The 20,334-nt window shown below is 66.2% G+C and carries 20 protein-coding genes and 2 pseudogenes; 11 read left to right on the forward strand and 11 right to left on the reverse strand.

Annotated features, from left to right (window positions below; all coding sequences use genetic code 11):
* The first annotated feature begins 30 nt into the window (after nucleotides 1-30).
* Nucleotides 31-1,221 (forward strand): LPD7 domain-containing protein, encoded by a 1,191-nt coding sequence (locus E5P3_RS32655; protein ID WP_232073583.1) that lies wholly within the window; start codon nucleotides 31-33, stop codon nucleotides 1,219-1,221.
* Nucleotides 1,222-1,569: 348 nt separating this feature from the next.
* Nucleotides 1,570-2,217, forward strand: a complete 648-nt coding sequence (locus E5P3_RS32660; protein ID WP_269474023.1) for a TraX family protein — start codon at nucleotides 1,570-1,572, stop codon at nucleotides 2,215-2,217.
* A gap of 252 nt (nucleotides 2,218-2,469) precedes the next feature.
* Here E5P3_RS32660 and E5P3_RS32665 read toward each other — a convergent pair whose 3' ends face one another.
* From E5P3_RS32665 to E5P3_RS32675, 3 genes are all read right to left on the reverse strand, one after another.
* Entirely contained in the window at nucleotides 2,470-3,543 is a 1,074-nt protein-coding gene (locus tag E5P3_RS32665; RefSeq protein WP_162590197.1) for a relaxase/mobilization nuclease domain-containing protein, read from the reverse strand.
* The gene (locus E5P3_RS36000; RefSeq protein WP_232073585.1) at nucleotides 3,536-4,114 is read right to left on the reverse strand and encodes a hypothetical protein; all 579 of its coding nucleotides are present in this window, start codon (nucleotides 4,112-4,114) and stop codon (nucleotides 3,536-3,538) included. The genes E5P3_RS32665 and E5P3_RS36000 overlap by 8 nt, the downstream gene beginning before the upstream one ends.
* Nucleotides 4,115-5,296: 1,182 nt before the next feature.
* On the reverse strand, nucleotides 5,297-6,403 hold the full coding sequence (locus E5P3_RS32675; RefSeq protein WP_232073586.1) for an ArdC family protein: 1,107 nt from the start codon (nucleotides 6,401-6,403) through the stop codon (nucleotides 5,297-5,299).
* Between the two features lie 965 nt (nucleotides 6,404-7,368).
* Between E5P3_RS32675 and E5P3_RS32680 the strand changes: the two genes are divergently transcribed.
* From E5P3_RS32680 to E5P3_RS36010, 8 genes and pseudogenes are all read left to right on the forward strand, one after another.
* Entirely contained in the window at nucleotides 7,369-7,905 is a 537-nt protein-coding gene (locus tag E5P3_RS32680; RefSeq protein WP_162590198.1) for a hypothetical protein, read from the forward strand.
* A gap of 201 nt (nucleotides 7,906-8,106) precedes the next feature.
* Entirely contained in the window at nucleotides 8,107-8,415 is a 309-nt protein-coding gene (locus E5P3_RS32685; RefSeq protein ID WP_232073587.1) for a ribbon-helix-helix domain-containing protein, read from the forward strand.
* Nucleotides 8,366-8,700: pseudogene (locus E5P3_RS36005) on the forward strand (type II toxin-antitoxin system RelE/ParE family toxin). Before E5P3_RS32685 ends, E5P3_RS36005 begins: the two are co-directional and overlap by 50 nt.
* A gap of 434 nt (nucleotides 8,701-9,134) precedes the next feature.
* The gene (locus tag E5P3_RS32690; RefSeq protein ID WP_162590199.1) at nucleotides 9,135-10,949 is read left to right on the forward strand and encodes a S41 family peptidase; all 1,815 of its coding nucleotides are present in this window, start codon (nucleotides 9,135-9,137) and stop codon (nucleotides 10,947-10,949) included.
* 70 nt (nucleotides 10,950-11,019) lie between these two features.
* Nucleotides 11,020-12,249: a cytochrome P460 family protein gene (locus E5P3_RS32695; protein WP_162590200.1), complete on the forward strand. Its 1,230-nt coding sequence runs from the start codon at nucleotides 11,020-11,022 to the stop codon at nucleotides 12,247-12,249.
* A gap of 3 nt (nucleotides 12,250-12,252) precedes the next feature.
* On the forward strand, nucleotides 12,253-13,908 hold the full coding sequence (locus tag E5P3_RS32700) for an amidohydrolase family protein (protein WP_162590201.1): 1,656 nt from the start codon (nucleotides 12,253-12,255) through the stop codon (nucleotides 13,906-13,908).
* A gap of 13 nt (nucleotides 13,909-13,921) precedes the next feature.
* The gene (locus tag E5P3_RS32705; protein ID WP_162590202.1) at nucleotides 13,922-14,785 is read left to right on the forward strand and encodes a hypothetical protein; all 864 of its coding nucleotides are present in this window, start codon (nucleotides 13,922-13,924) and stop codon (nucleotides 14,783-14,785) included.
* A gap of 148 nt (nucleotides 14,786-14,933) precedes the next feature.
* Complete coding sequence (locus tag E5P3_RS36010; protein WP_162590203.1) at nucleotides 14,934-15,143, forward strand: hypothetical protein; 210 nt, start codon at nucleotides 14,934-14,936, stop codon at nucleotides 15,141-15,143.
* A 150-nt stretch (nucleotides 15,144-15,293) separates the two neighbouring features.
* Here the strand turns inward: E5P3_RS36010 and E5P3_RS32710 are convergent, their stop codons facing one another.
* Nucleotides 15,294-15,491, reverse strand: coding sequence for an SDR family NAD(P)-dependent oxidoreductase (locus E5P3_RS32710; RefSeq protein WP_162590204.1), 198 nt, complete (start codon nucleotides 15,489-15,491; stop codon nucleotides 15,294-15,296).
* An 85-nt stretch (nucleotides 15,492-15,576) separates the two neighbouring features.
* A complete protein-coding gene (locus tag E5P3_RS32715) occupies nucleotides 15,577-16,995 on the reverse strand; it encodes an FAD-dependent oxidoreductase (RefSeq protein ID WP_332107414.1) in 1,419 nt (472 codons plus the stop codon).
* Here E5P3_RS32715 and E5P3_RS36015 point away from each other — a divergent pair.
* Nucleotides 16,914-17,210 (forward strand): annotated as a pseudogene (locus E5P3_RS36015) (transposase); the annotation flags it as partial. The gene E5P3_RS32715 and the pseudogene E5P3_RS36015 sit on opposite strands and share 82 nt — an antisense overlap.
* 153 nt (nucleotides 17,211-17,363) lie before the next feature.
* Here E5P3_RS36015 and E5P3_RS32725 read toward each other — a convergent pair.
* From E5P3_RS32725 to E5P3_RS32750, 6 genes are all read right to left on the reverse strand, one after another.
* Nucleotides 17,364-17,756 (reverse strand): hypothetical protein, encoded by a 393-nt coding sequence (locus tag E5P3_RS32725; protein ID WP_162590206.1) that lies wholly within the window; start codon nucleotides 17,754-17,756, stop codon nucleotides 17,364-17,366.
* Nucleotides 17,753-18,046, reverse strand: a complete 294-nt coding sequence (locus tag E5P3_RS32730; protein ID WP_162590207.1) for a type II toxin-antitoxin system Phd/YefM family antitoxin — start codon at nucleotides 18,044-18,046, stop codon at nucleotides 17,753-17,755. Before E5P3_RS32730 ends, E5P3_RS32725 begins: the two co-directional genes overlap by 4 nt.
* A gap of 177 nt (nucleotides 18,047-18,223) precedes the next feature.
* Nucleotides 18,224-18,574 carry a nuclear transport factor 2 family protein gene (locus E5P3_RS32735; RefSeq protein WP_162590208.1) on the reverse strand — a complete coding sequence of 117 codons (351 nt, stop codon included), beginning with the start codon at nucleotides 18,572-18,574 and terminating at the stop codon, nucleotides 18,224-18,226.
* A gap of 217 nt (nucleotides 18,575-18,791) precedes the next feature.
* Nucleotides 18,792-19,115: a hypothetical protein gene (locus tag E5P3_RS32740; RefSeq protein WP_162590209.1), complete on the reverse strand. Its 324-nt coding sequence runs from the start codon at nucleotides 19,113-19,115 to the stop codon at nucleotides 18,792-18,794.
* Between the two features lie 82 nt (nucleotides 19,116-19,197).
* A complete protein-coding gene (locus E5P3_RS32745) occupies nucleotides 19,198-19,659 on the reverse strand; it encodes an SMI1/KNR4 family protein (RefSeq protein WP_162590210.1) in 462 nt (153 codons plus the stop codon).
* A gap of 230 nt (nucleotides 19,660-19,889) precedes the next feature.
* Nucleotides 19,890-20,285 (reverse strand): hypothetical protein, encoded by a 396-nt coding sequence (locus tag E5P3_RS32750; RefSeq protein ID WP_162590211.1) that lies wholly within the window; start codon nucleotides 20,283-20,285, stop codon nucleotides 19,890-19,892.
* Nucleotides 20,286-20,334 lie beyond the last annotated feature (49 nt).

Genomic DNA, 20,334 nt, shown 5'->3' on the forward strand with positions numbered 1-20,334 from the left:
CCTCATGAACGTAGCCGAAAGGACCCGCCCGTGTCCACAGACCCGCATCTCGAAGCCCCTGACAGCGCATTTGCAGGCGCGGCCCGCGGGGCCTTCGCCGGTACCGTACGTGGTGACACTCCGCCCGCGACCCACCGCCGGCTCAATGTGCCGGACGCCATCGAACGCCGCTACCTGCACGTGGATGACAGATACTTCTTCGCGGACCGGACTCTCGCGTTCATTGACGACGGCGACCGCATCCGCGTTCGAACCGAGAACCGCGAGGTTCTGCACAGCGTCGTGGCGATTTCGGAAGCGCGCGGCTGGCGGGCGATCGAGCTCAAGGGCACCGCGTCCTTCCGCCAGGGCATGTGGCGCGAAGCGGCGTTGCGCGGCATCGCGGCCCGAGGCTACGAGCCGACCGAGGCTGAAATCCTCCAGGTGCGGCGCACGTTGAAGAAGCGGCACCCATCCCACGAGATGGGACAGGGTTCGAGTCCGCAAGCGGCATCGGCGCACAGCGAGGCACCGACCGCAACCGCCGAGGCCGGCAGCAATGCCGGTGGGCATCCCCCGGGTGCAGCGCCAAACGGTCGATCGCTGCGCGAAGGCCCTAGACCGCCCGTCAGAGGCATGCTCGTGGCAGCGGCCGCGGCGCCGTACCAGTTTGATCCGGCGCAACGCATGTCCTTCTATGTGACGGTTCGCACGGAAGTCGGCGAGCGCAGCGTCTGGGGTGCGGACCTCGAGCGCGCGCTCGCCGAATCGGCCTCGCGGCCGGGCATCGGCGACCAGGTGGTGCTGACGCAGCACGGCAGCCATTCGGTCCATCTGCGCGTGCCCGCCCGCAATTCGGATGGCGACCTGGTCGGCGAGAAGAAGATCGTTGGGCAACGCGCCCGATGGAGCATCGAGACCCCGGACCACCTCCGCGCGCTGGAACACCGCGCCGAGCTCGTGCGCACCGGTGAGTTCCTGTCGGATGCGGCCCTGGCCCAGCAGCCGGAACTGGTTACGGCAGCGGGGTGCGTCCAGCTCGCCGAGCAGTACGCCCGGCGTGTCACCGCCGACAAGGCCTCCCAGCAGCGCCTGGTGCAGCTGATTCGCGAGCGCATGGCCGATGCGCTCGCGCAAGGGCACTCGATCCACCTCCCGGATCGCCGCATGCACCCCGCGCCCATGCAGGTGCGCCAGCGAACCGTTCGAGCCCGAGAGGAGTTGAGCCATGAGCGCTTCTAGCCATCGTTGGGGACCAGGGCTGCGCTCCACGGCTCTGGCAGCAAGCCCCACGCTCGCGCTGACGACACCTCGCGCCGGTTCAGTACTGACGGGAAGACCATGCAGACCGGCAGCAACTACCACACGTCGTCGGCCGCGCAGCGCAACGCCGAGAACGTGCTGGCCGTGCGCAACGCACAGGCGCTTGCCTCACGGTAAGGGGCCGAGTGGCGACGGCTATGGAACGGGGGCGCCGAGTTGCCGCCCGCGTTCAGAATCATGAGAGTTCCCGGTGCTCGCATCGCCAAGGCTCGAGGGCTCCGGCCGCCTGTCCCGAGGAAATGCCAGGCGTCGACGAAGGCCTGGGCGATCTCGAACGGCTCGCTCGAAGCGCTCAAATGGATTGGCCTGGTACTCATGGCGGGCGACCACGTCAACAAGTACATGTTTCACGAGGCCGCCCCTGCAGCCTACGCGCTCGGACGCATGGTGATGCCGCTCTTTGGCTTCGCGCTCATGGCCAATCTGGCTCGACCCGGCGCACTTGAGGCCGGGGTCCACGTGCGCGTCATGCTGCGCCTGGCGATCTTTGCGCTGCTGGCCACCCCTGCCTTCGTCCATCTGGTGGGTGTGTGGCCCTTGAACATCCTGGCGACCCTCCTCCTTGCGACGCTGATTGTCTGGCTGCTTGAACGCGGCGGCACAGCCAACCGCTGCACTGCATTCATCGCTTTTCTCCTCGGTGGGGCGATGGTGGAGTTCTGGTGGCCGGCGCTCCTCTGCTGCTTGGGTGCCTGGGCGTTCCTGCGCAGGCCCAGCGGGCTTCGGCTGCTGGCGTGGGCGCTGGCGATGGCATCGCTGGCCCTCATCAACCGCAACTTCGCAACGCTGGCCGCCCTGCCCTTGATTTGGTGCGCGAGCCGGGTAGACATGCCGCTGCCGCGCAAGCGCTGGGTCTTCTACGTCTTCTACCCGGCCCACCTCTCGCTGATCGCACTCGTGCGGCAGCTGATCTGAACGGCCTCACTGACGCAAGCGAACAGACAGCCGGCAACGAACCTCCGCAGCGCGCCTCCGGCACCAGCCAGGAGGGATCGTTCCTGCCGGTGCGACACAGGGGGCTCGTACAACTCGCGCTCGACACGGACAGCCTGAGCCTTCGCATGCGCATCGACGGCGCCTTCGCGGGAGAAGCCATGCAGATGGTCCACGCTCGGGCCATGGAGCTGTCGGATGTGGTCGACCGACGCTGTTCCTCTCCGTGGCCCCTTACCGGTCCAGCCCCCGACTTCTGCCCTGCTCTATCCAGCGCTCAGCCAATCGCTGCGCATCGGTCTGCACGGCCGGTATACGCGCAACGAAGCGGTCGACCAGTGCAGCCAGTTCGCCTTCGCCCTGCATACGAAGCGCATCCGCAGTCGCGTGCCAGTCCGCCTCCACGGCCCGCCGCGTGCTCTGCATTGCCTCCTGGCCGGCATCCAAGGCGCCCCGCCCCGACCACAGGACCCGGAGTACGCCATCGAGCTTCGCGCGCATGAAGATCGAGCTCCTGGACGGTTGACGCCTGGCCCGTTCTTCAACCGGCAACTGCCCGAACGCCCGAAGTGCGCGCAGCCGATGATGGATCGCATCCCGGTACGGCTTGCGGATCTGTCCTCGTACCTGCCTCGGCGTCGCATTGGCCGCCACGCCCTGCTCGCGCATCAGCGCGGCGAACTGTTCGCGCCATTGCCGCAAGGTCGCCTTGCGGATGTACAGGCGCCTGCCAGGCTCGAACTCATGCTCGCACTTGACCACCAGGTGCACGTGCGGGTGTGCCTGGTCGGTGTGCAGCACCATGGCATAGCGGTGCTGCAGCGCGAAGTTCTCGCGAGCGAAGACGCGCGCCGCAGCCAGCACCCCCTCGGCAGGCGTGCCCGCCGGCATCGACAGGACGATGTTGTGGACGAGCTTCGCACGGGTGTCCTTCCGGCCCTCGGCCGGCTTGGGCTTGTAGTGGCTTCTGCAAAGATCCAGCTGCCAGTCTGCCGTGATCTCCTTGGCGGCGCCCCGGCCCTGCACCGACAGCCCCTCGTCGGTTTCCACCGGCAGCTTGCCGTGCCGGCCGATGTAGCGCAGGTGCGCTTCGACGCCACCAACATCCCGCCCACCGCCGGAGACCTTCACCATCACCTCGGGCGTGCGGCCTACCGTGCGCTGGATCTGCGCGATCTGCTCGGCGCCGAGGTGCAGGTTGCCAGGCGGGCCCCGGCGGCCATAGCTCACGATGTCCAGCGCCAGGTCGCGCGATCCGTCCGCCGACGCGCACGTGCGTCGCCCGACCCCCACCGTCTGCTTAGGCATGGCCGATCTCGCCGCCAGTCTCCCAACTGACCAGGTTCCGGCGCACGACCGCGGCCGTGGCTTCGCGCGCCGCCTCGATCTCGCGCCTGGCAGCCGAGATCGCATCGCGCAGTTCGTACGCCAGCGGATCCGCCAGCATGTTCGGCATGCCGAACCTTTGAAGCTGCCGCCCGAGCGCAGCCAGTTGCGCGCCAGTCGCCTTGAGCAGATCCAACTCGTTCGGCGGCAGCACCGCTGAGCTTCGAACATGGTTGTGAACCAGCATGGCCAGGTAGCTGCCGGTCTTCATCCCGCGGGCGCAGGCCCGCTCTGCCGCGAGCATTCGATCGCCATGGCGAAGCCGCAGCGTGACGCGATCCTCCCGAACACCATCGATGGTCGACATTCGGTCGAGCCGTTGCCCGCCCGCTTGTTGCACCGGGGCGTCGTTGGCCTGCAGCACTTCATCAATCAGTTTGGCGAGCAGGCCCGACTCGCTGAGCTGATGGTGCGCGGCCAGGGCGGCAATCCGGGCCCGCTTGTCGGTCGATACCCGGGTCCCAATCACGCTCGATCGAGAGGTCTTGGTCATCGCTACGCAGTGGCTGTTAACAAGGTCTGACGGCAGTCTATCCTGCCCTCAATGCCGCACAAGGCCTGAGCTGTTCGGCATGCCGACAGCTTCGATTCCCATCACACCCAAGGTACAAGCTAGGTGTACTTCCTCACCTTCGCGCGAGCTCGTCGAGGGGGCAAACGATGACAGCAGCCGCTGGCCTGCGAGACAGAGTTCCACCATCAACATCGACAGGCCTGCGACAACTTCAACGCTCGCTCTGGATGTCGATCGCCTCTTCGTCATTCCTGCGGGAAGCGGACATCGTCCGCACTCCGTGGCGGCTGGCCGCAGCGCCAGCTTCATGCAGTGATTTCACGGGGAGCTCCTATGGCAAACAGACAAGTTCGCTCGGCTCCATCGTGGGTTGCACGCCCGTCCACAGCTATCCAGACCTTGCACGGGCAGTCCACCCGCTGCATGAACCCGCCCCGGGGAAAGTCCAGGACGGCATTCCTTCCCGTCGTGCCGGGATCGCCGGTGCTGTCCGTCAGGCAACAGCGCGACGTGGATAGCGTGTTCGCAAACCGGACAAGGACGGCGAGCCGCACTTTCTATCACTGCTTGAAGGCTTGGGTGTGCTGCACCAGTCCACGCCTGCATTTGCCAGGAAACATCGGGATCCTTTTTCGAGGACTCGGACTTCCCCATCCGGCGCGGCAAAAAGTCCCTTGGCAGAGGTGAGCCCCAGCTCGAACACCGTCAGGTATTTCTGAGCCAGTTCGGCGCGAGCGTAATGCCAGGGGTCGCCAGGCGCGTTCATTGGTTTGAATCTTCCTCATCTCGTTTGAGGAGTATCAAGACTGATGAAACCAAGTGAAACCCGGGTGCCCAAGCCCGGCGTTGCGCGCTGCGCCCCACCCATTTTTCAGCCACCGACCTCCCTGTGCCAGAAACGCACGCCGCCACCGCACCCCTGCCCGCAAGCGAACCAGGCGCCGACGCAAGCGGAGCCGACGAACGACGGCTGCGTCCTTCTCTCCCAATGCCTGCGCGCACGCGCTCCATGAGCTGCCGGCTGGCCTCTGATGAAGGCCTCGAAGCTGGGCGCGGCAACGTGCACTCTTCGACTCCGACGGGTCGATTCCACCACCTCCGATGTCTGGGCGCGGAACCCGCATTGAAGCCTTGGAAATTCGCGGCCCGACTACATGAAGATCACGACGCCTTCGGCTGACCAACAGAGATCCCATCTTCCGATGGAAGCAGCGGCCCGTCCAGCAAGGGCATCTTACGGGCAAGGATGTACTCGAATGCCTCGCCCGCGTGCCGTGCAGCCGTGAAGATCGCGGTGCGATCGCTTCTCAACACCTGCAGCCAGCTGTCTAGATAGGCGGCGTGTCCCTCGATGGTGGCATCGACCAGGCCGCAGTGTCCCATCACGAACGCCGAGCCCAGCTCAGCCACCAGTTCCTCGAAGGCATAGGCGTGGTCGCCGAACCGTTTGCCGAACTGTCGATGCAGCCGGCTCGGGTGTCCGCTCCAGTGGACCAGTTCGTGCAGCAAGGTGGCGCAGTACGCCTGCCCGCTGGTGAAGCGCCGCGGCCACGGCAGCCGGATCTCGTCCAGTTCGGGCAGGTACATCGCCTGTTCGAAGCCATGCCGGATGGTCGCATTGCAGCCACCCAGCAGGCGCAACGCACCTTCCACGGGGCCCCGCGGCGACTTCACCGGATCGCCGCACAGGTCGATGACCTCGGGCGGCAGCCCATCGATCTGCGCAACGTTGAAGACCCAGAACGGCATGCACAGCAAAACATCGCCTCGCGACACCTCTTGCGCCCTGCCCTCCTCTTCCCCGTCATGAACGCTTGCGTCGTCCTCTGCATCTTCACCCCTGCGCGCTTTGCGCTCGAAGTGCGCGCACATCACACCGCGCTCTCCCTTGCGCACCTGCGCGCCAAGGCTCGATGCTTGCTTGTAGGTCAGCCAGACGTTCGATGCATAGCCCTGCTCGATCGCGGCTTCCCACAGCAGCAGGACGTTGACCCCGCGGTACGGCGAACCGGTCTTGCCATTGCGCGGCATGCCGCGCGAGGCCGCCCGCGTCCAGCGCTCGCGGAACACGTTGCCACCCTTCTCCAGCATCGCGATGATCCGGCCGGTGATCACCTGCCGCACGTCGATGCGTGCGCCAGTCCGGACAACAGATCCCTGGTCTTCAGCTATGCCTGCTTTTGGTGAGTCCTCGGGGGGTACGGGGGGAACGCCCGTGGCTGTTTGCTGGTCTGCATCGCGCAGCCGGGACAATGAGGTTGTAGGCATGGCTGGGCCTTTCTGCGGCGCGTGCCGCGGTGGTTGAACATCTGCTTTCGGAGCCGCCTCGACGCATGAAGAGCGAGCGCAAAAGGGCCGATGTCCAGGGACCGCCCGGAGGCCGCAGCCGAGCACAGCGAGGACCGGGCGAGGACGGTGGCGCAGCCCTTGCCCTGGACATCGGCTCGTGCGAGCTATGCGTCGGCCAAGAGGCGGCTTCGAAGGCGCAACCGCCGCGGCGCGCGACGCCGGTACAGGCCATCCATACCCCGTCCGCGCTCTCCAACGGCCAGCAGGCCGTGCCCTCCCCTGGCGCGCACGCGCCCAAGCTCCAGGAGAGCGATTTCCGCGAGGTAGCCAGTGGCCGCGCTCCAGAGGCCACTCCGATCAAGCCTCGAAGCCGCTCATGCGGCGCAGCAAGCAGAAAGAATGGCGCAGCCAGTGCCGCTATATCACGCAGCGTTGTGCGAGCGACGTCGCGCGGCTTGCGGTGATGACCAAATCACCGAGCTCGCGCTCAGAATCGTCGCAGCGCTGCTAGACGCCAATCCGCCAAGAGCATCGGTGATCGGGCAGGCCCAGCAGCCCGCGGAGTTGTCTTTCTAGACTCGTAGTCCCCTTACGAAGGAGAGCTCGAATGAGAGCAGCGACGATGTCCAACATGGGCTCGCTGCAGGGGCGAGCGGATGTGGCAGGATGCCGCCAACACCAGACCTTCGCCAATGACCTTGCATCAAGCAGTTGCGAGGCCAGGTTCTCAAGATCCGAGCGCCACGCGTCGCCCGAGGCCTCTCCGCGCTCCCGCATAAGCGAAGATCGCACCCGAGAACTGGGCGAAGGCCGACCCGGCCAGTGGCGCGGATCGCCTTTTCAAGGCCTGGCTTGCTTGATAGCCTGTCGGCTGGTGGCCTCATTGGGTTGAAGGCCAAGATGGGGCAGCTTCGCCGAGGTTAGAAATTCTGTGGTGGGAAAAGATGAAATCAATCGTGCATCTCGCGCTCGGCGTTCTGCTGCTTTCTACTGTGGCGTTCAACGCAGGCGCAACGGGGACGAACAAGCTTTGCAACGGACGACAGACGGACATCGTCTTTGCTGTAATCCACGAGAATCCGGACGATGCGGGTTCGAGATGCGATGTTCAGGGATCGCGATGTTCCGTGACGCTCCAAGGCTGGTACACCATGAGGCCGGGAGCCTGCATGGATGTGGACGTGGGAAATCAATGGGAGTCTTATCTGTCGATCTTCGTCAAGGATACGGCGGCCGGCCAGTACAGGCCAGAAACCTTCCCAGTCAACGACAGGTTCTACAAGGACCGGAGCGAGAAGAACTCCGGCGTCGTTGACGCCACTGCATGCATGCCTGTCGGGGCGTTCAAGAAAAAGCTGCCTGGAGCCCTCGCGCGCATGCTGAATTCGGCACTCGCATGCGATCCCGGCGAGGCGCTGTATCCGGTCAACTACGTCATGCGCGGCGCACCGCAAACCCACGTCGTGGTCACGTTGAACTAAATGGGCTGCATAGGCGGTGTCGCCGCGGCCGGTCCTTCGCCCCAAACGGCCTACGTCTCAGAGTTCGGCTGAACGCCAGAGGGCAGAATGCGGGCCAGGACCGGACACTCCGAGGTAGGGCCTGTTGGGGATGCATGGCGACGACAGAAGTCCGACGCCTCGTGCCCTGCCAAATTTTGCCAAACCGCACAAGCTTGCGGCATGAGCACCATGAACGTGTCCTTGCCAGACGCGATGAAGTCGTTCGTAGATGATCAGGTGGTCGAACGCGGCTATAGCACGAGCAGCGAACATGTACGCGAGCTCATCCGTAAGGACCAGCAGAGGCTGGAACTGCGCGGTCTGCGCCTTCGAGGAGGCCACTCGGCGCCCGCCGCCGAGGCGGACAAGGCCTACTTCGATGGTCTGCGTGAGAGGGTGCGAGCCGCGGCAAAAAGGAAGACCTGGCCGACAGCAAACGGTGAAGGCCAAAGCGGTCGTCCCGCGAGGGCAGGCAAACCGAGACATTGAAGACGCTGTCGCCTACGACCTGGGAGAGGGTGCGCAGAGTGCCGCCCTTAGCTTCATCGACGAACTCGAAGAAGCCTATGTCCACATCAGAAGGTGCCCCGGCACGGGGGTTCCACGCGCTACGCACACGAGCTCAACTTGCCAGGGCTGCGCTCTTGGCCACTGGCTCGCTTCCCACACATGGTCTTCTGCTTCGAGCAGACAGACCGCATCGACGTTTGGCGCGTCCTCCACGGCAGGCGGGATAGACCTGCATGGATGCAAGCGTCCGAAATCGACTCCTGACCAGCCTTGCAGGCGGTCGGCAGCGATCGGCCAACGAATCACAAGACAGGCAGGCCGCTGCGGCAAGCGGTTGAGCTTCGGACATATCCCCTTTGTCTGATGCGCCATGCCCGCCAGCGCGTCAGGATGCGCCTCGGGGAGTTTGGACGCGGGATGGACGTCCCTCATGGGACAACACCCATCGACGAACGTGAGGAGCGACCATGGTTCAGGACCGCTTGGCTGCTGCGCAGCGGGGTGTTGCGCTTGCCGAAGTCATCGAGACTGCGCCCGTCGTGCGCGCAAGCGCGAAACGGGCTGCGCGCGCCGCAAGCCCTGTGGGGCGTGCTGGCGGGCCGGCGGCAGCGGGCGCCCGGCGAGCGCCGTCGAAGGATGCGGCAAGCGCCTTCACCGGCCCATTCCTCTCGCCCTCCTCCTTGACGAAGGCCGAGCGGTTGAAGCTTGTCGATGGCATCGAGCGCGTCATCGAAGGCGTGTTCGCGCACCTGCCGCTCAAGCGCGCGCGCTACGGCATCGACCCCGTCCAGAGGCTGCGCATCCTGCGCACGCAGGTCGAGCAGCTGTCGAGCTACGAGTTCCACATCGAGCTGGCCGACGTGGTGACGCGGCTGCGCGACGCGCACACGCGCTACGCCGGGCCGGCGAGCTTGTCGACCAAGGTGGCGGCCCTGCCGTTCCTGGTCGAGATGTTCGGCGCTTCCGACGCGCCGACCTACGTCGTGACACGCGTGGGCGCAGGCCTTGACCCGGCCTTCAAACCGGGCGTGGTCCTGGAGTTCTGGAACGGCGTGCCGATCGACAAGGCGGTTCGTCGGCACGCCGACGAGGAGGTCGGTGGTCGGCCCGACAGCCAGCGTGCATGGTCCGTGCTGACCCTGACCTTGCGGTCCTTGCAGTACGGACCTCCGCCCGACGAATACTGGGTCGTGATCGGCTACCGCAGCACCGCAGCCGACGGCACGCCGTCCCGGTCGCCGCGCGAGATCAAGATACCCTGGCGCGTCGTCGACCCCGGCGAGATCGACGAGATGCAGTCGGGCGGCCCGACAGGCAGCGCGGCCAAGCGCCTGCGACGCACGCGTGCGGTCGATCCGGCGGCCGAGATCACGCGACGCGCCAAGATGCTGCTTTTTGCGCCCGGCGCACTGACCGGCGAGCAGGCCGATGCGCGTCCGGCAGCCAGAGCGTCCTCCGGCCGCAAGGTCCCGAAGGCCAAGATCATCGAGACCGAACTCACGGGCACGCTCAAGGCCCAGTCGCTGGCCGTGCCCGGCGGCGCGATCGGCTACCTGCGCATCTACGGCTTCGACGTCCCGCCGGAGGACTTCATCCCCGAGCTGCAGCGTCTCATTCCCCTGCTGCCGGACAACGGACTCATCATCGACGTGCGCGGCAACCCCGGCGGCTACATCCTTGCGGCGGAGCTGGCGCTGCAGCTGTTCACGCCCAAGCCGATCCAGCCGACGCGCTTCTCGCTCCTGAGCACGGCCCTGACGCGCGCGCTCGCCGCATTGCCCGGGATGGCGCAAGAGCTCGGGCCGTGGAAGCAGTCGCTGGAGGCGGCGGTGCGCAACGGCGAGCTCTATTCGCAGCCGCTGCCCATCACGAGCTTCGCCGAGTGCAACGCGATCGGCCAGCAGTACGGCGGGCCGGTCGTCCTGGTCGCCGACTCGACGACCTATTCCTCGGGCGACCTCTTCAGCGCCGGGTTCGTGGACAACGGCATCGGCCCCTTCGTCTGCGTAGGCGAGGCAACCGGCGCCGGCGGCGCGAACGTCTGGGACTACGAGGACCTGCGGCCGCTCATGGCGGGCACCCCCTTCGAGCTGCCGGCGCTGCCCGACGGCATCGGCATGTCCTTCGCATTCCGCCGCGCGACCCGCGCGGGACCCTCCGAGGGCCTGCCGATCGAGGATGTCGGCGTTGGCGGCATGCCCTACGTGATGACGCGCGACGACCTGCTGGCCGGCAACCCCGACCTGCTGGCCCATTGCTTCGAGCTCCTGCGGCAGCAGCGCCGCAGCAGCCTGGCTGCCGATGCGGGCGATACCGCACGCGAGATCACCGTGCGCCACGCCGGTCTGACCCGGCTCGACGTGCTGTTCGACGGCCACCCGGGCAGCAGCCTGCGCCTGCGCGCGCGCACGCCGGTGGTCGTGCCGTACCCGGCGGACACCCGGGTGATCGAGCTGTTCGGCTTCGACGGCGAGCAACTGCTGCAAAAGCGCCGCGTGAATGCACGCCGCTGATGTGCATGGACCAACGACCCCGAGCCAGAAACCGACGAACAGCCATCAGCAGCGATTCAGGAGCACCCCGATGACTTCTCGCCCCTCGTGGGCCGCCCTCCTCGCGGCCACATCCTTTTTCTGCGTCACCGCCTCGGCCCAGTTCCCTGACGCTCGCGACACGCCGCCGGCGGGATGGACCGGTCCGGTCTTCAGGCTCAAGCAGGACTATCCGCAGACACTGCCCTCCGTCGGCGCGCGCCCGTGGATGAGCTTCGACTTCCGCACCCAGCCCGACGAGTACATCTTGGCGGTGCTGGACTACGCGCTGGAGGGCAACAAGGAGGTCGACTTCGTGGTGCAGAACAACACGACGCGCGGCTGGTACCACGCGCCGTGGATGCACGTCGGCGCGGCCGGCCGCGAATTCGTGCGCGGCCTCACCCGCGAGCGCGCATCGCGCCCGGGCGAGCTGGCGCCGACCCAGACGGGCACCTTCGAGAACTGGGCCGTGAGCGTCTACAACCCGCGCGGCGGCTACACGCTCGGGCGCGTGTGGAAGGACCCGGACGCGCCGAACCCGAGCGCCGCGAAGTTCCCGGTGGGCGCCGTCAGCGTCAAGCTGATCTTCACCGAGGCGCCGGTGAGCCAGGTGCCCTACCTCGCGGGCTCGGTCGAATGGCAGGCCGACATCAACCGCAGCCGCAACACCAACCCGCGCCCGACGCTGCGCCTGCTGCAGGTCGACGTGGCGGTGCGCGACAGCCGCGCAGCGTCGACCACCGGCTGGGTCTTCGGCACCTTCGTCTATGACGGCAATGCCCCGGGCGCCACGCCGTGGGACCGGCTGGTGCCGGTCGGCCTCATGTGGGGCAACGATCCCACACGGGTGGGTACGGCCCGGCCGCTGCAGCAGACCAAGATCAACGCAGGACTGCAGATCCCGCAGCACCTGGGCTTCGAGAAGCGGCTCAATGGGCCGGTCGACAACCCGCGCTCATCGTGCCTGTCCTGCCATTCGACGGCACAGGTCCAGACCAACCTCTCGCGCCCGACACGCGCCGCCATTCCACCGGCCAACGCGTCGGCGGCGACGCTGCGCCTGTACTTTCGCAACATCAAGGCCGGCACGCCCTTCGATTCGAACGCGCTCGCGCTGGACTACTCGCTGCAGCTGCAAAACGGGATCGCCAACTGGGCGCAGACAGAGGGCCCATCCTCCGGTCCGCAGAGCAGCGCCAGGGCGACCATCGGTGCGGGACCGAGGCGGCTCGACCGCTCGCACGGCATCGCCATCCGACCCATCGGCCGGGACGAGTGAGCCATGGCCACCCGCAAACCCATCGATCCGGCAGAGAGCCCCAAGCTCGTGCTCCAGGGCCGCATCGTCACGATGAACGGCGCCTTCAAGGTGATCGCGGACGGCCGCGTCTACACGCACAACGGCGACATCATGGCCGTGCAGGAGGCAACGGCGCCCGCGCCTCCCGGCTTCGGCAGCACCGCCGTGACGGACACCGGCGGCACCCTCTTTCCCGGCCTGATGGACCTGCACAACCACCTGCCCTACAACGTGCTGCCGCTGTGGCAGGTGCCCAGGAAGTTCAGCAACCGCGGCCAGTGGGGCCGCCACGCCGAATACCACAGCAAGATCTCCGCGCCGATGCAGACGCTCGCGGCCACGCCCGAGCTGCTGGCGTCCATCTGTCGCTACGTCGAGGCCAAGGCGTTGATCGGCGGCACCACCACCGGCCAGGGCATCACGCTGGCGAACCAGTCGGGAATCCGCCGCTACTTCCGCGGGGTGGTGCGCAACGTCGAGGCCACCGACGACGAAGCCTCGTTGCCCGCGGCCTCGACGCGGGTGCCGGACGTCGCAGCCAGGGATGCGCAGGCCTTCCTCACCCGGCTCAAGAAGGAGAAGACCTGCTACCTGCTGCACCTGAGCGAAGGCACCGACGCGACCGCGCGCCGCGCCTTCCAGGCGCTGCAGATCGGCGGCGCCAGCTGGGCGATCACGCCCTCGCTTTGCGGCATCCACGCCGCGGCGCTCCAGGCGCCGGACTTCCAGGTGCTCGCTGCCAACGGCGGCGGCATGGTGTGGTCGCCCTTCAGCAACCTGCTGCTGTACGGTGGCACCGCCGACGTCGGCGCGGCCAAGGCAGCCGGCGTGCCGATCTCGCTCGGCTGCGACTGGGCGCCCTCCGGCAGCCGCAACCTGCTCAACGAGCTCAAGGTCGCACACCTCTTCAGCGAGGCCCAGGGCGGGATCTTCACGGCGCGCGAGCTGGTCGCGATGGTCACCCGGGAGCCGGCCGGGCTGCTCGGCTGGGAGCGCCTGGCCGGTACCCTCGAGGCGGGCAAACGCGCCGACCTCATCGTGGTCGAGGGCAGTTCGGGCGACCCGTACCAGCAGCTCATCCGCGCCAAGGAATCGGACCTTGCGCTGGTGATGATCAATGGCGTGGGCCGCTTCGGCGACGCAGCAATGATGCGCACGCTGGGCTTTGCCGGCGAGGCGCTCAGGGTGGGCGGCGCCAGCCGCATGCTGTTTCTCGCGCACCCGGCCGAGGATCCGCTGACGCAGAAGCTCTCGCTCTCGGCGGCAGCCGATCGTCTGACGCGCGCGCTGCGCGGCCTGCCCGCGCTCGCGCGCAAGGCCGAGCGCCCGCGGCCGATCTCGCCCCTGGCCCTGGCACGGGGAGGCGCCAACACCTGGCGGCTGGCGCTCGACGAGATCCTCGACACGGGCGTCGACCTGCGCGCCAACCTGCCGGTGCACCTGCCCGGCGGTCGCACCCTGCGGGCGGCGGCGATGCGGCCGGTGTTCGGGCAGACGCGGAAGCTCTCGGCCGCCGTCATGCCCCTGGCCATCGATGCGCTGAGCGTGGCGGGCGATGCAGGCTACCTGGACGCCCTGGATCTGCAGAAGAACGTCCCCGACGCGATCAAGGAGGGCCTGCGCGACCTCTGGTCGTGAACGCCGCCCCGCCATGGCCCTGCTGCGCGACGCATTGAACGACTTCACCACCGGCTGGCGCGACGACCTCACGCCCGCCTGGCGCACGGCGCTCGCCGGCGCGAGCCCCGACCCGCTCGCCGTCGGCGGCACCCTCACCTACGACGACTCGCAGCCCATCTACCCTTCGCGGCGCAGCAAGCCCTTGCCCGAAGCGCGAGCCGATGCCCACGTGTTCCGCGCCTTCGACGGCCTCGCGCCCTCGAAGGTGCGTTGCGTGCTGATCGGCCAGGATCCCTACCCGGCACTGCGCCGCGCGACCGGCCGCTCCTTTGAGCAGGGCGACACGGACACCTGGAACCTGCCGGCGGCGTCGGTGGCCAACAGCTTGCGCGTGCTGCTTCGCATGCTGGTGGCAGCGCGCACCCAGGATCCGACGGTGCTGAAGATGAGCTGGGCCGCCTTCGCCCGCCACATCGGGACGCCCGGCGTGGCGCTTGAAGCGCCGCGCGCCCTCTTCGACAGGCTGCAGCAGACGCAGGGCGTGCTCTTCCTCAATGCCGGACTCACCCTCACGCGCTACAAGCCCGGCGGCGCGCCGGAACAGTTGCGCGGCCACATTCCCTTCTGGCGGCCGGTGGTCGGCCAGGTGCTGAGGTCGATGGCGGTGCGAAGGCGCGGACAGGTGGTCTTCCTCTGCCTCGGCGCGCTTGCGCAGAAGCTGCTCGTCAACGAAGGCGTGAGGCTGGCCGCCACCCAGGCGGGAACCTGGGACACGCGCGCTGGCGAGGTCGCACTGCCGCATCCGGTGGCGCCGGGCTTCATCAACGGGTCGAACCCGTTCGAAGCGGTCAACGCCAAGCTCCAGTCCTTCGGGGCACCGCCGATCGCCTGGTAGGCGCCAGGCCGAACTGGCCTTTGTGACGGGCCGCGACGCGCCAAGCCAAGCCGATGTCGACCGGCCGCGATTGAAGGGAGAATGGCTCGCGCAGGTTGATCCAAGCCTGCGATCCCGAATGAATTAGATTCAAAACATTGGCATTTCCATGGGCAAGTACGTCGTTTCGCCCGCGACACACCCGACCGACTGTGGCCGCTTTCGTGCCTCCTTCTCGGTCCATCATTCCCAGGGTAACGGCAGCTACTGCCGAGTATTCCGCTTTGACAAAGCCTTTGCCTCGCGCGAAGCCGCCCGGGTTTTTGCAGTCACCCAAGGCTGGCTGCAAACGTGCATGCCCCACCCTCCTAAGTGCTGATGATCTGCTGGCGTAGATCCCATGCTCCCTTGCCAGTTGCTGCGGCCTTCCGATCCGCACAACCTTGTTCCAACGGCGCGACATTCGTTGCGCGCCTTCATTCAGAAAGGCTCCTGCCATGAGCGTCAAAATCTACGTGGGCAACCTGCCCTACTCCGTGACCCCACTGGATCGCTGCATAGCGGCCTGGGCGGACCGCCTCAGCTCATCGCAACGTGCAAGCAGCCTGCCCTCAGCGCGAGCCGCGAGTACCAGCCCACGCTCCGATTGCGCGAGGCGGGCGCAGACGGCGCGTCCGATACCGCCGCTCGCGCCCGTAACAACAACGAGTCGGCAGTCGTTGCTCATGGACGCTCCTTGGCACGGCGACCGCGGCAGGGTCGCCAGCTGCGTCTTGTGCGCTCACGGACTGCGCTTGCCCAACCTGGCCGGCTCACGCCATGAAGTCTGGTACGCGTCGTTCGTCTGGTGAAATGCGAGCATTGGCGCGAGGATCGAAAAGATCGTCCCAGCAGTGCCAAAAGTGCCATGCTGCATCAGCGCAGACATGCTCCGCCGGCCAGGAACGCGGCTTGCAGCGCAGGAACGGCAACATCGCGCACGCGCCCCCCGACGCCGCCTTCCAGAGCAAGCGCAGCCGCAGTTCCGGCAGCCTGGCCACCGCCATGGAGATCGTCATGACGCGGACTGCCGCGAGTGCCTTGTGGGTCGCCGAGAGCCCGCGCCCGGCAACCAGGACGTTGTCCAGCGCAGTCGGTATCAGGCTTCGATACGGAATTTGGTACGCATGATCATCCCCGAGGGCGGCGTAGACCAGTTCCCCGCCTGCTGCCGGATGGATGTCGATCGGGTATGCACCGGCCGCAATTGCATCGTCGAACTCGTACGGTCGAAGCAGTTCTTCGGCAGTCAGGACATGGTCGCCCTCCATCCTGCGGGTTTCCCGCACCCCGATTTGCGTGCCGAACGCAATGAGGCGCCCGTGCTCACAGCCAGGCACAGCTGCGCGCAAGTAGCTCGCCGCTCGCCAAGCCTGCCTTCGACCTTCGATCTCGGCGCGGCCGAGCGCGAGCGGATCGGTCGCGTCGATGCCCAGACGGCTGATGTTGAACCATCCGTCCGACGAGAAGGGATCGCGTGCGGAGTGCAGCGCGGCACGGGCCAGATCGCCCTGCTCGTAACCGCGACGTGCCAGCGCATCGATCTCGGCGGGTTGAAGGGCGTCAAGCCTCCCGAAGTCGATCGGCCCGTAGCGGAACATCATCGTGGCCGGCTGCAGTGCTTCGCCTTCATCCAGCTCGAGGAAGTTCGCGCCGGCGGATCGGAGCGCATCCATGTCGCCTGACGCGTCGATCCGCACACGCGGCTTGATTGCCAACACGCCGCCTTTCGTCAGAACATCGGCGGTCTCCACGCGACGGCCGTGACATTGGACATCCAGCACGCCGGCGTGAAGCAAGGGCTGTATTCCGGCCTCGGTAACCATGTCGTCCAGCACGAGTTTCAGCACTTCAGGCGCGTACTCCACGCGATCCATCTTGTGTCCGGTCGACATCACAAAACAATGGTGCTCGCCGGCGGCACCGTAGCGCCGCAAGCGCTCGACCACCTCGCTAGCCAGCCCCGCGACGACCCTGCGGCCGTTCACCGTTTGCCAGCTGTTGAACTGGGCCACTGCACCCGCCGTTGCGTTGCCGCCGAGGAAACCGTAGCGCTCCAGCAGCACGACATGCGCACCGTGCCGAGCGGCAGCCACTGCGGCCATCGTGCCCGCAACGCCGCCACCGCATACCAGCACGTCGCAGTGCAGCAACGATGTCGATCCACGCGATCGGGTTGTCGAGCCGGACATCTCAATCTGCCTACAAGCAGTCGCGCAAGGACAGGAAGAAGGTTGAGATGCTGTTTGCACACCTCAAGCGCATCCTCAAACTGGATCGGTTGCGACTGCGTGGGCTATCGGGTGCGCAAGACGAATTCCTGCTAGCGGCAACCGCTCAGAACTTGAGGCGCATGGCGAAGCGCTTGGTACCAAGCGGGCAAGTGATGCAGTTCAGGCCGGCATGAAAGGCCCCGAAAAGGACCTCGCGTCAAACTAGATCCAGCGACGAACTCGAAACCCATCAAAAAGTACGGAGCCTCGCGCGCAGCGCAGCGATGATGACGAGTTTTTCAACAGAATTGGCCGACTGCCGGCGGTCAAGTCTTCGTCAGCGCTCGTCAGGTGGATGGCCTGGGCAACCCGTAGCCCAACTCCCGCTCGTGCCGCATCGAGAGCAGTACCACGTCTCCCTCAGAATGTGCGTATAGCAAGACGTGGCGAGCCAGCACCAGCTCCCGCAACTCGGGCAAGCCAAGTGCCTGGGCAATTTGCCTTGCCTGTTCAGCTTGAAACTGTCCCCAGCCCGACTTGGCATCAAGGAATCGAGCAGGCCGCCCGCTTGTGGGTGCGAATGAAAGAAGCGCCCGCGCTTTGACCACTTCAGCCTGCAATTTCTTGAAGCGCACAGGCGCAGAAGCGGCGTCCTGCTCCTCCATGAAGCTACGCGCAGCGTGCAGGCACACCAGAAAGTTCGGGACCGCCCGAACCCTTGCGTTGACGGGAATGCTCACGGCGCCGGTGCGACGCCGAGTGCCTGGTCCAGTTCCTCGTCAGACACGAACTGTCCTGCCAAGGCCTGCCGCAGGCCGGTGATGGCGTCTTCAGCCAGCACAAGGCTGGCGTGCTCCGACTCGAGGGCATGGTAGTAGTCCAGCCGGCGCGCATCGACCAAGGCAACGTAGCTCGCCCCGTTCTTCGTCAGCACCTTCTCTGAGCCGCTGCCGACCACGTCTTCGGCCAGTTCGGTGAGCCGGGCGCGCGCTTCGCTGATGGGAACAATGTCTGATGCTCTCAACGCCATATTGCAGTATCCGTTAAGGTTTGCTTTAATGCCAGTCTAGCAGCCAAACCTGTACCCTGCAATCGCCGCCGGAGATGTTCGGCCCTGCGGAAGTCCGTGGTTGGCCGACTGTAGCCGCCCAGGCTGCCATCGTGAATGGACCTGAGCCGACAAGCCCTCCTCCAACTCCCGCCGTCTTTACGGTGCAAGGACGACGAAAGCCTGCAGTTCGGCCATCTTGCCATCACGGAATCGCCAGACATCGCAGTATGCATGAGGGCGTGTGTTCCCCTCCTCGTCCGTCAACGTGATCTCGCCGAGTGCGGCAACGAAGTCGCCGTCGCCGATCATGTGGTGAACCTGGAAGCGGGGCGGCTCTTTGTACGTTACGGCCATCCACTCGCGAACGGCCTGCTTGCCTCGCAGGATCGTGTCACCCACGAAGTTCCAGACGGTGTCTTCGGTGCAGAACTTCAAGAATCCTTCGAAGTCGCCATCCATGATGGCGGCGTTGGCGGTCGCGAGGATTGTCTTGTGATCTTCGGGCATTTCAGCGTCTCCATCCATGAATGGCGGTGGGGGCCCGCGCGTGTGATCAATGAATCAGGCCCGTGACGTGCATTTCGAACCGGCCCGAAATCACATTTTGGCAAGCCCAAACAATCGCGGCCCGAGGAAGGAGCAATGGAACGAAAACCAGCCCAAGCGAGGAGCTGCTGCGCGCGAATCGTGAGCTCCGTGACGACAGGTTCTGGCCGAGAGGAGGCTAGCCCTTGTCGCGCGACCGCTCACTGCTCTTGTCCCAGAGCACCACATGATTGAAGTCGGTCGCAAGGAGATGCAAGAGCCTAAGAAACGGCGACGGTACGGCATATGCAACCGCCATCCCCGCGCCTATAAACGCAAGGCTCATCGTGGCCAAGAAATCATACCCACGGTCTGGAACGAACTGCAGCAGCACTATCGTCGCGAACGCCGACGGAAACGCGGACACCTTGGCCGCAAGAGCCCGCGCCTTGTTTCCTTTGGAGCAACTCGCGAGGTGTCTCAGCTTGGCGCGAAACGCGGGTGTGAAAAGAATCCAGTCCATGATTTGACGTCGGCTTCAGGTCGACTGTAGCCTGACATGGGACGAGGCGGAAGTCAGCGCGGAAGGTCCGGTTGTGGCCGTTTCAGGCTTCGGGAGCATCGGCCGGAAGCACCCACGCGCGGAGCCAATGCTCGAAGTCTTGGGCCACTGTCTGAGCACTCTTGGTGTTGAGCTGGAAGCACACGACGGCCATCTCGCCAGACGAATCGGCCGATGCCAAATCGATGCAGTGCGGGGCGTCGCCGTCCGGCTGGACGACCAGGAGCGTGGGCGGTAGCGCGAATTCATCGCGGGCCCGCATGGTCTCCCCAAACGCCGAGCCGCCCGAAAGGTCCATGGCGTCTCCATCCATGATGCCGGCGACCTCGATGCCGTTCAGATTCAGCGCGCCCGTTGAGGCCAGGAACTGTCGGTAGCTGGGTGGCAGCCGGACCTCCAGCGAACGTTCGAGTGCTTGAATCTGCGCCTCATCCGCACCGCCAGCCGTCCAAACATCCTTGCCTTCCGCCATCGCGGCTTCGAGCCTCTCGCGCACAGTTTTCATGGTCTCCTCGAATGACTGGTTCTGGCCCGTTTGCGGCGGATGGCCTATGCACCATAGGTCGTCCCAGACGGGGGTCGGAGTTCCGGATTTCGCGCACAGCCTCATGGCTCCCCTCTGCGGGCGCTCGTTCGTCCGCGCTGCTGCGAACAGGTCCGCCACCGCCACCCCCTGCCCCGCGCCCGGCTGGACCGGCCGCCCTGCATTCGCGCGTGAACATCACGGCGCCCCGGTCACCGGATGGCAAGCAGGGCTTGGATTCCGGCGGCTGCGACGAGCACTCCGATGCCAAGGAACCCGAAGGCTGCGGGCGTGCGCGTGGCGGGTTGGACGGCCAGTGCCAACATGCATCCGACCAGCAGGAAGGGAAGCGGCACGAAGACGGGGAGCGACAGCAGCATCGTGGCCGCCAGCGCACGCCAAGCTGCGGCCCCTCCGGGGTCGGTCCAGGGCAGGCCGATGAGCGGAAGGACGGCGACCACCATGCATAGAAAAAAGCCCGGAAAAAGCCAGTCCCACGGTGTCCCCCTCGCGCTTCGCACGACGACCGGCTGCTTGGCGGCAGCGCCGGCATCACCGGTCCGCGAAGGGGCGGTGTTCTGAGCGGATGTGGCGGCATGCGTTGTCATGCCCCGCATGTTGCAGTGGCGCACGGCGCGCGGACCCGATTTCCCGCCG

The sequence above is a fragment of the Variovorax sp. RA8 genome, assembly GCF_901827175.1.
GTDB lineage: Bacteria > Pseudomonadota > Gammaproteobacteria > Burkholderiales > Burkholderiaceae_C > Variovorax.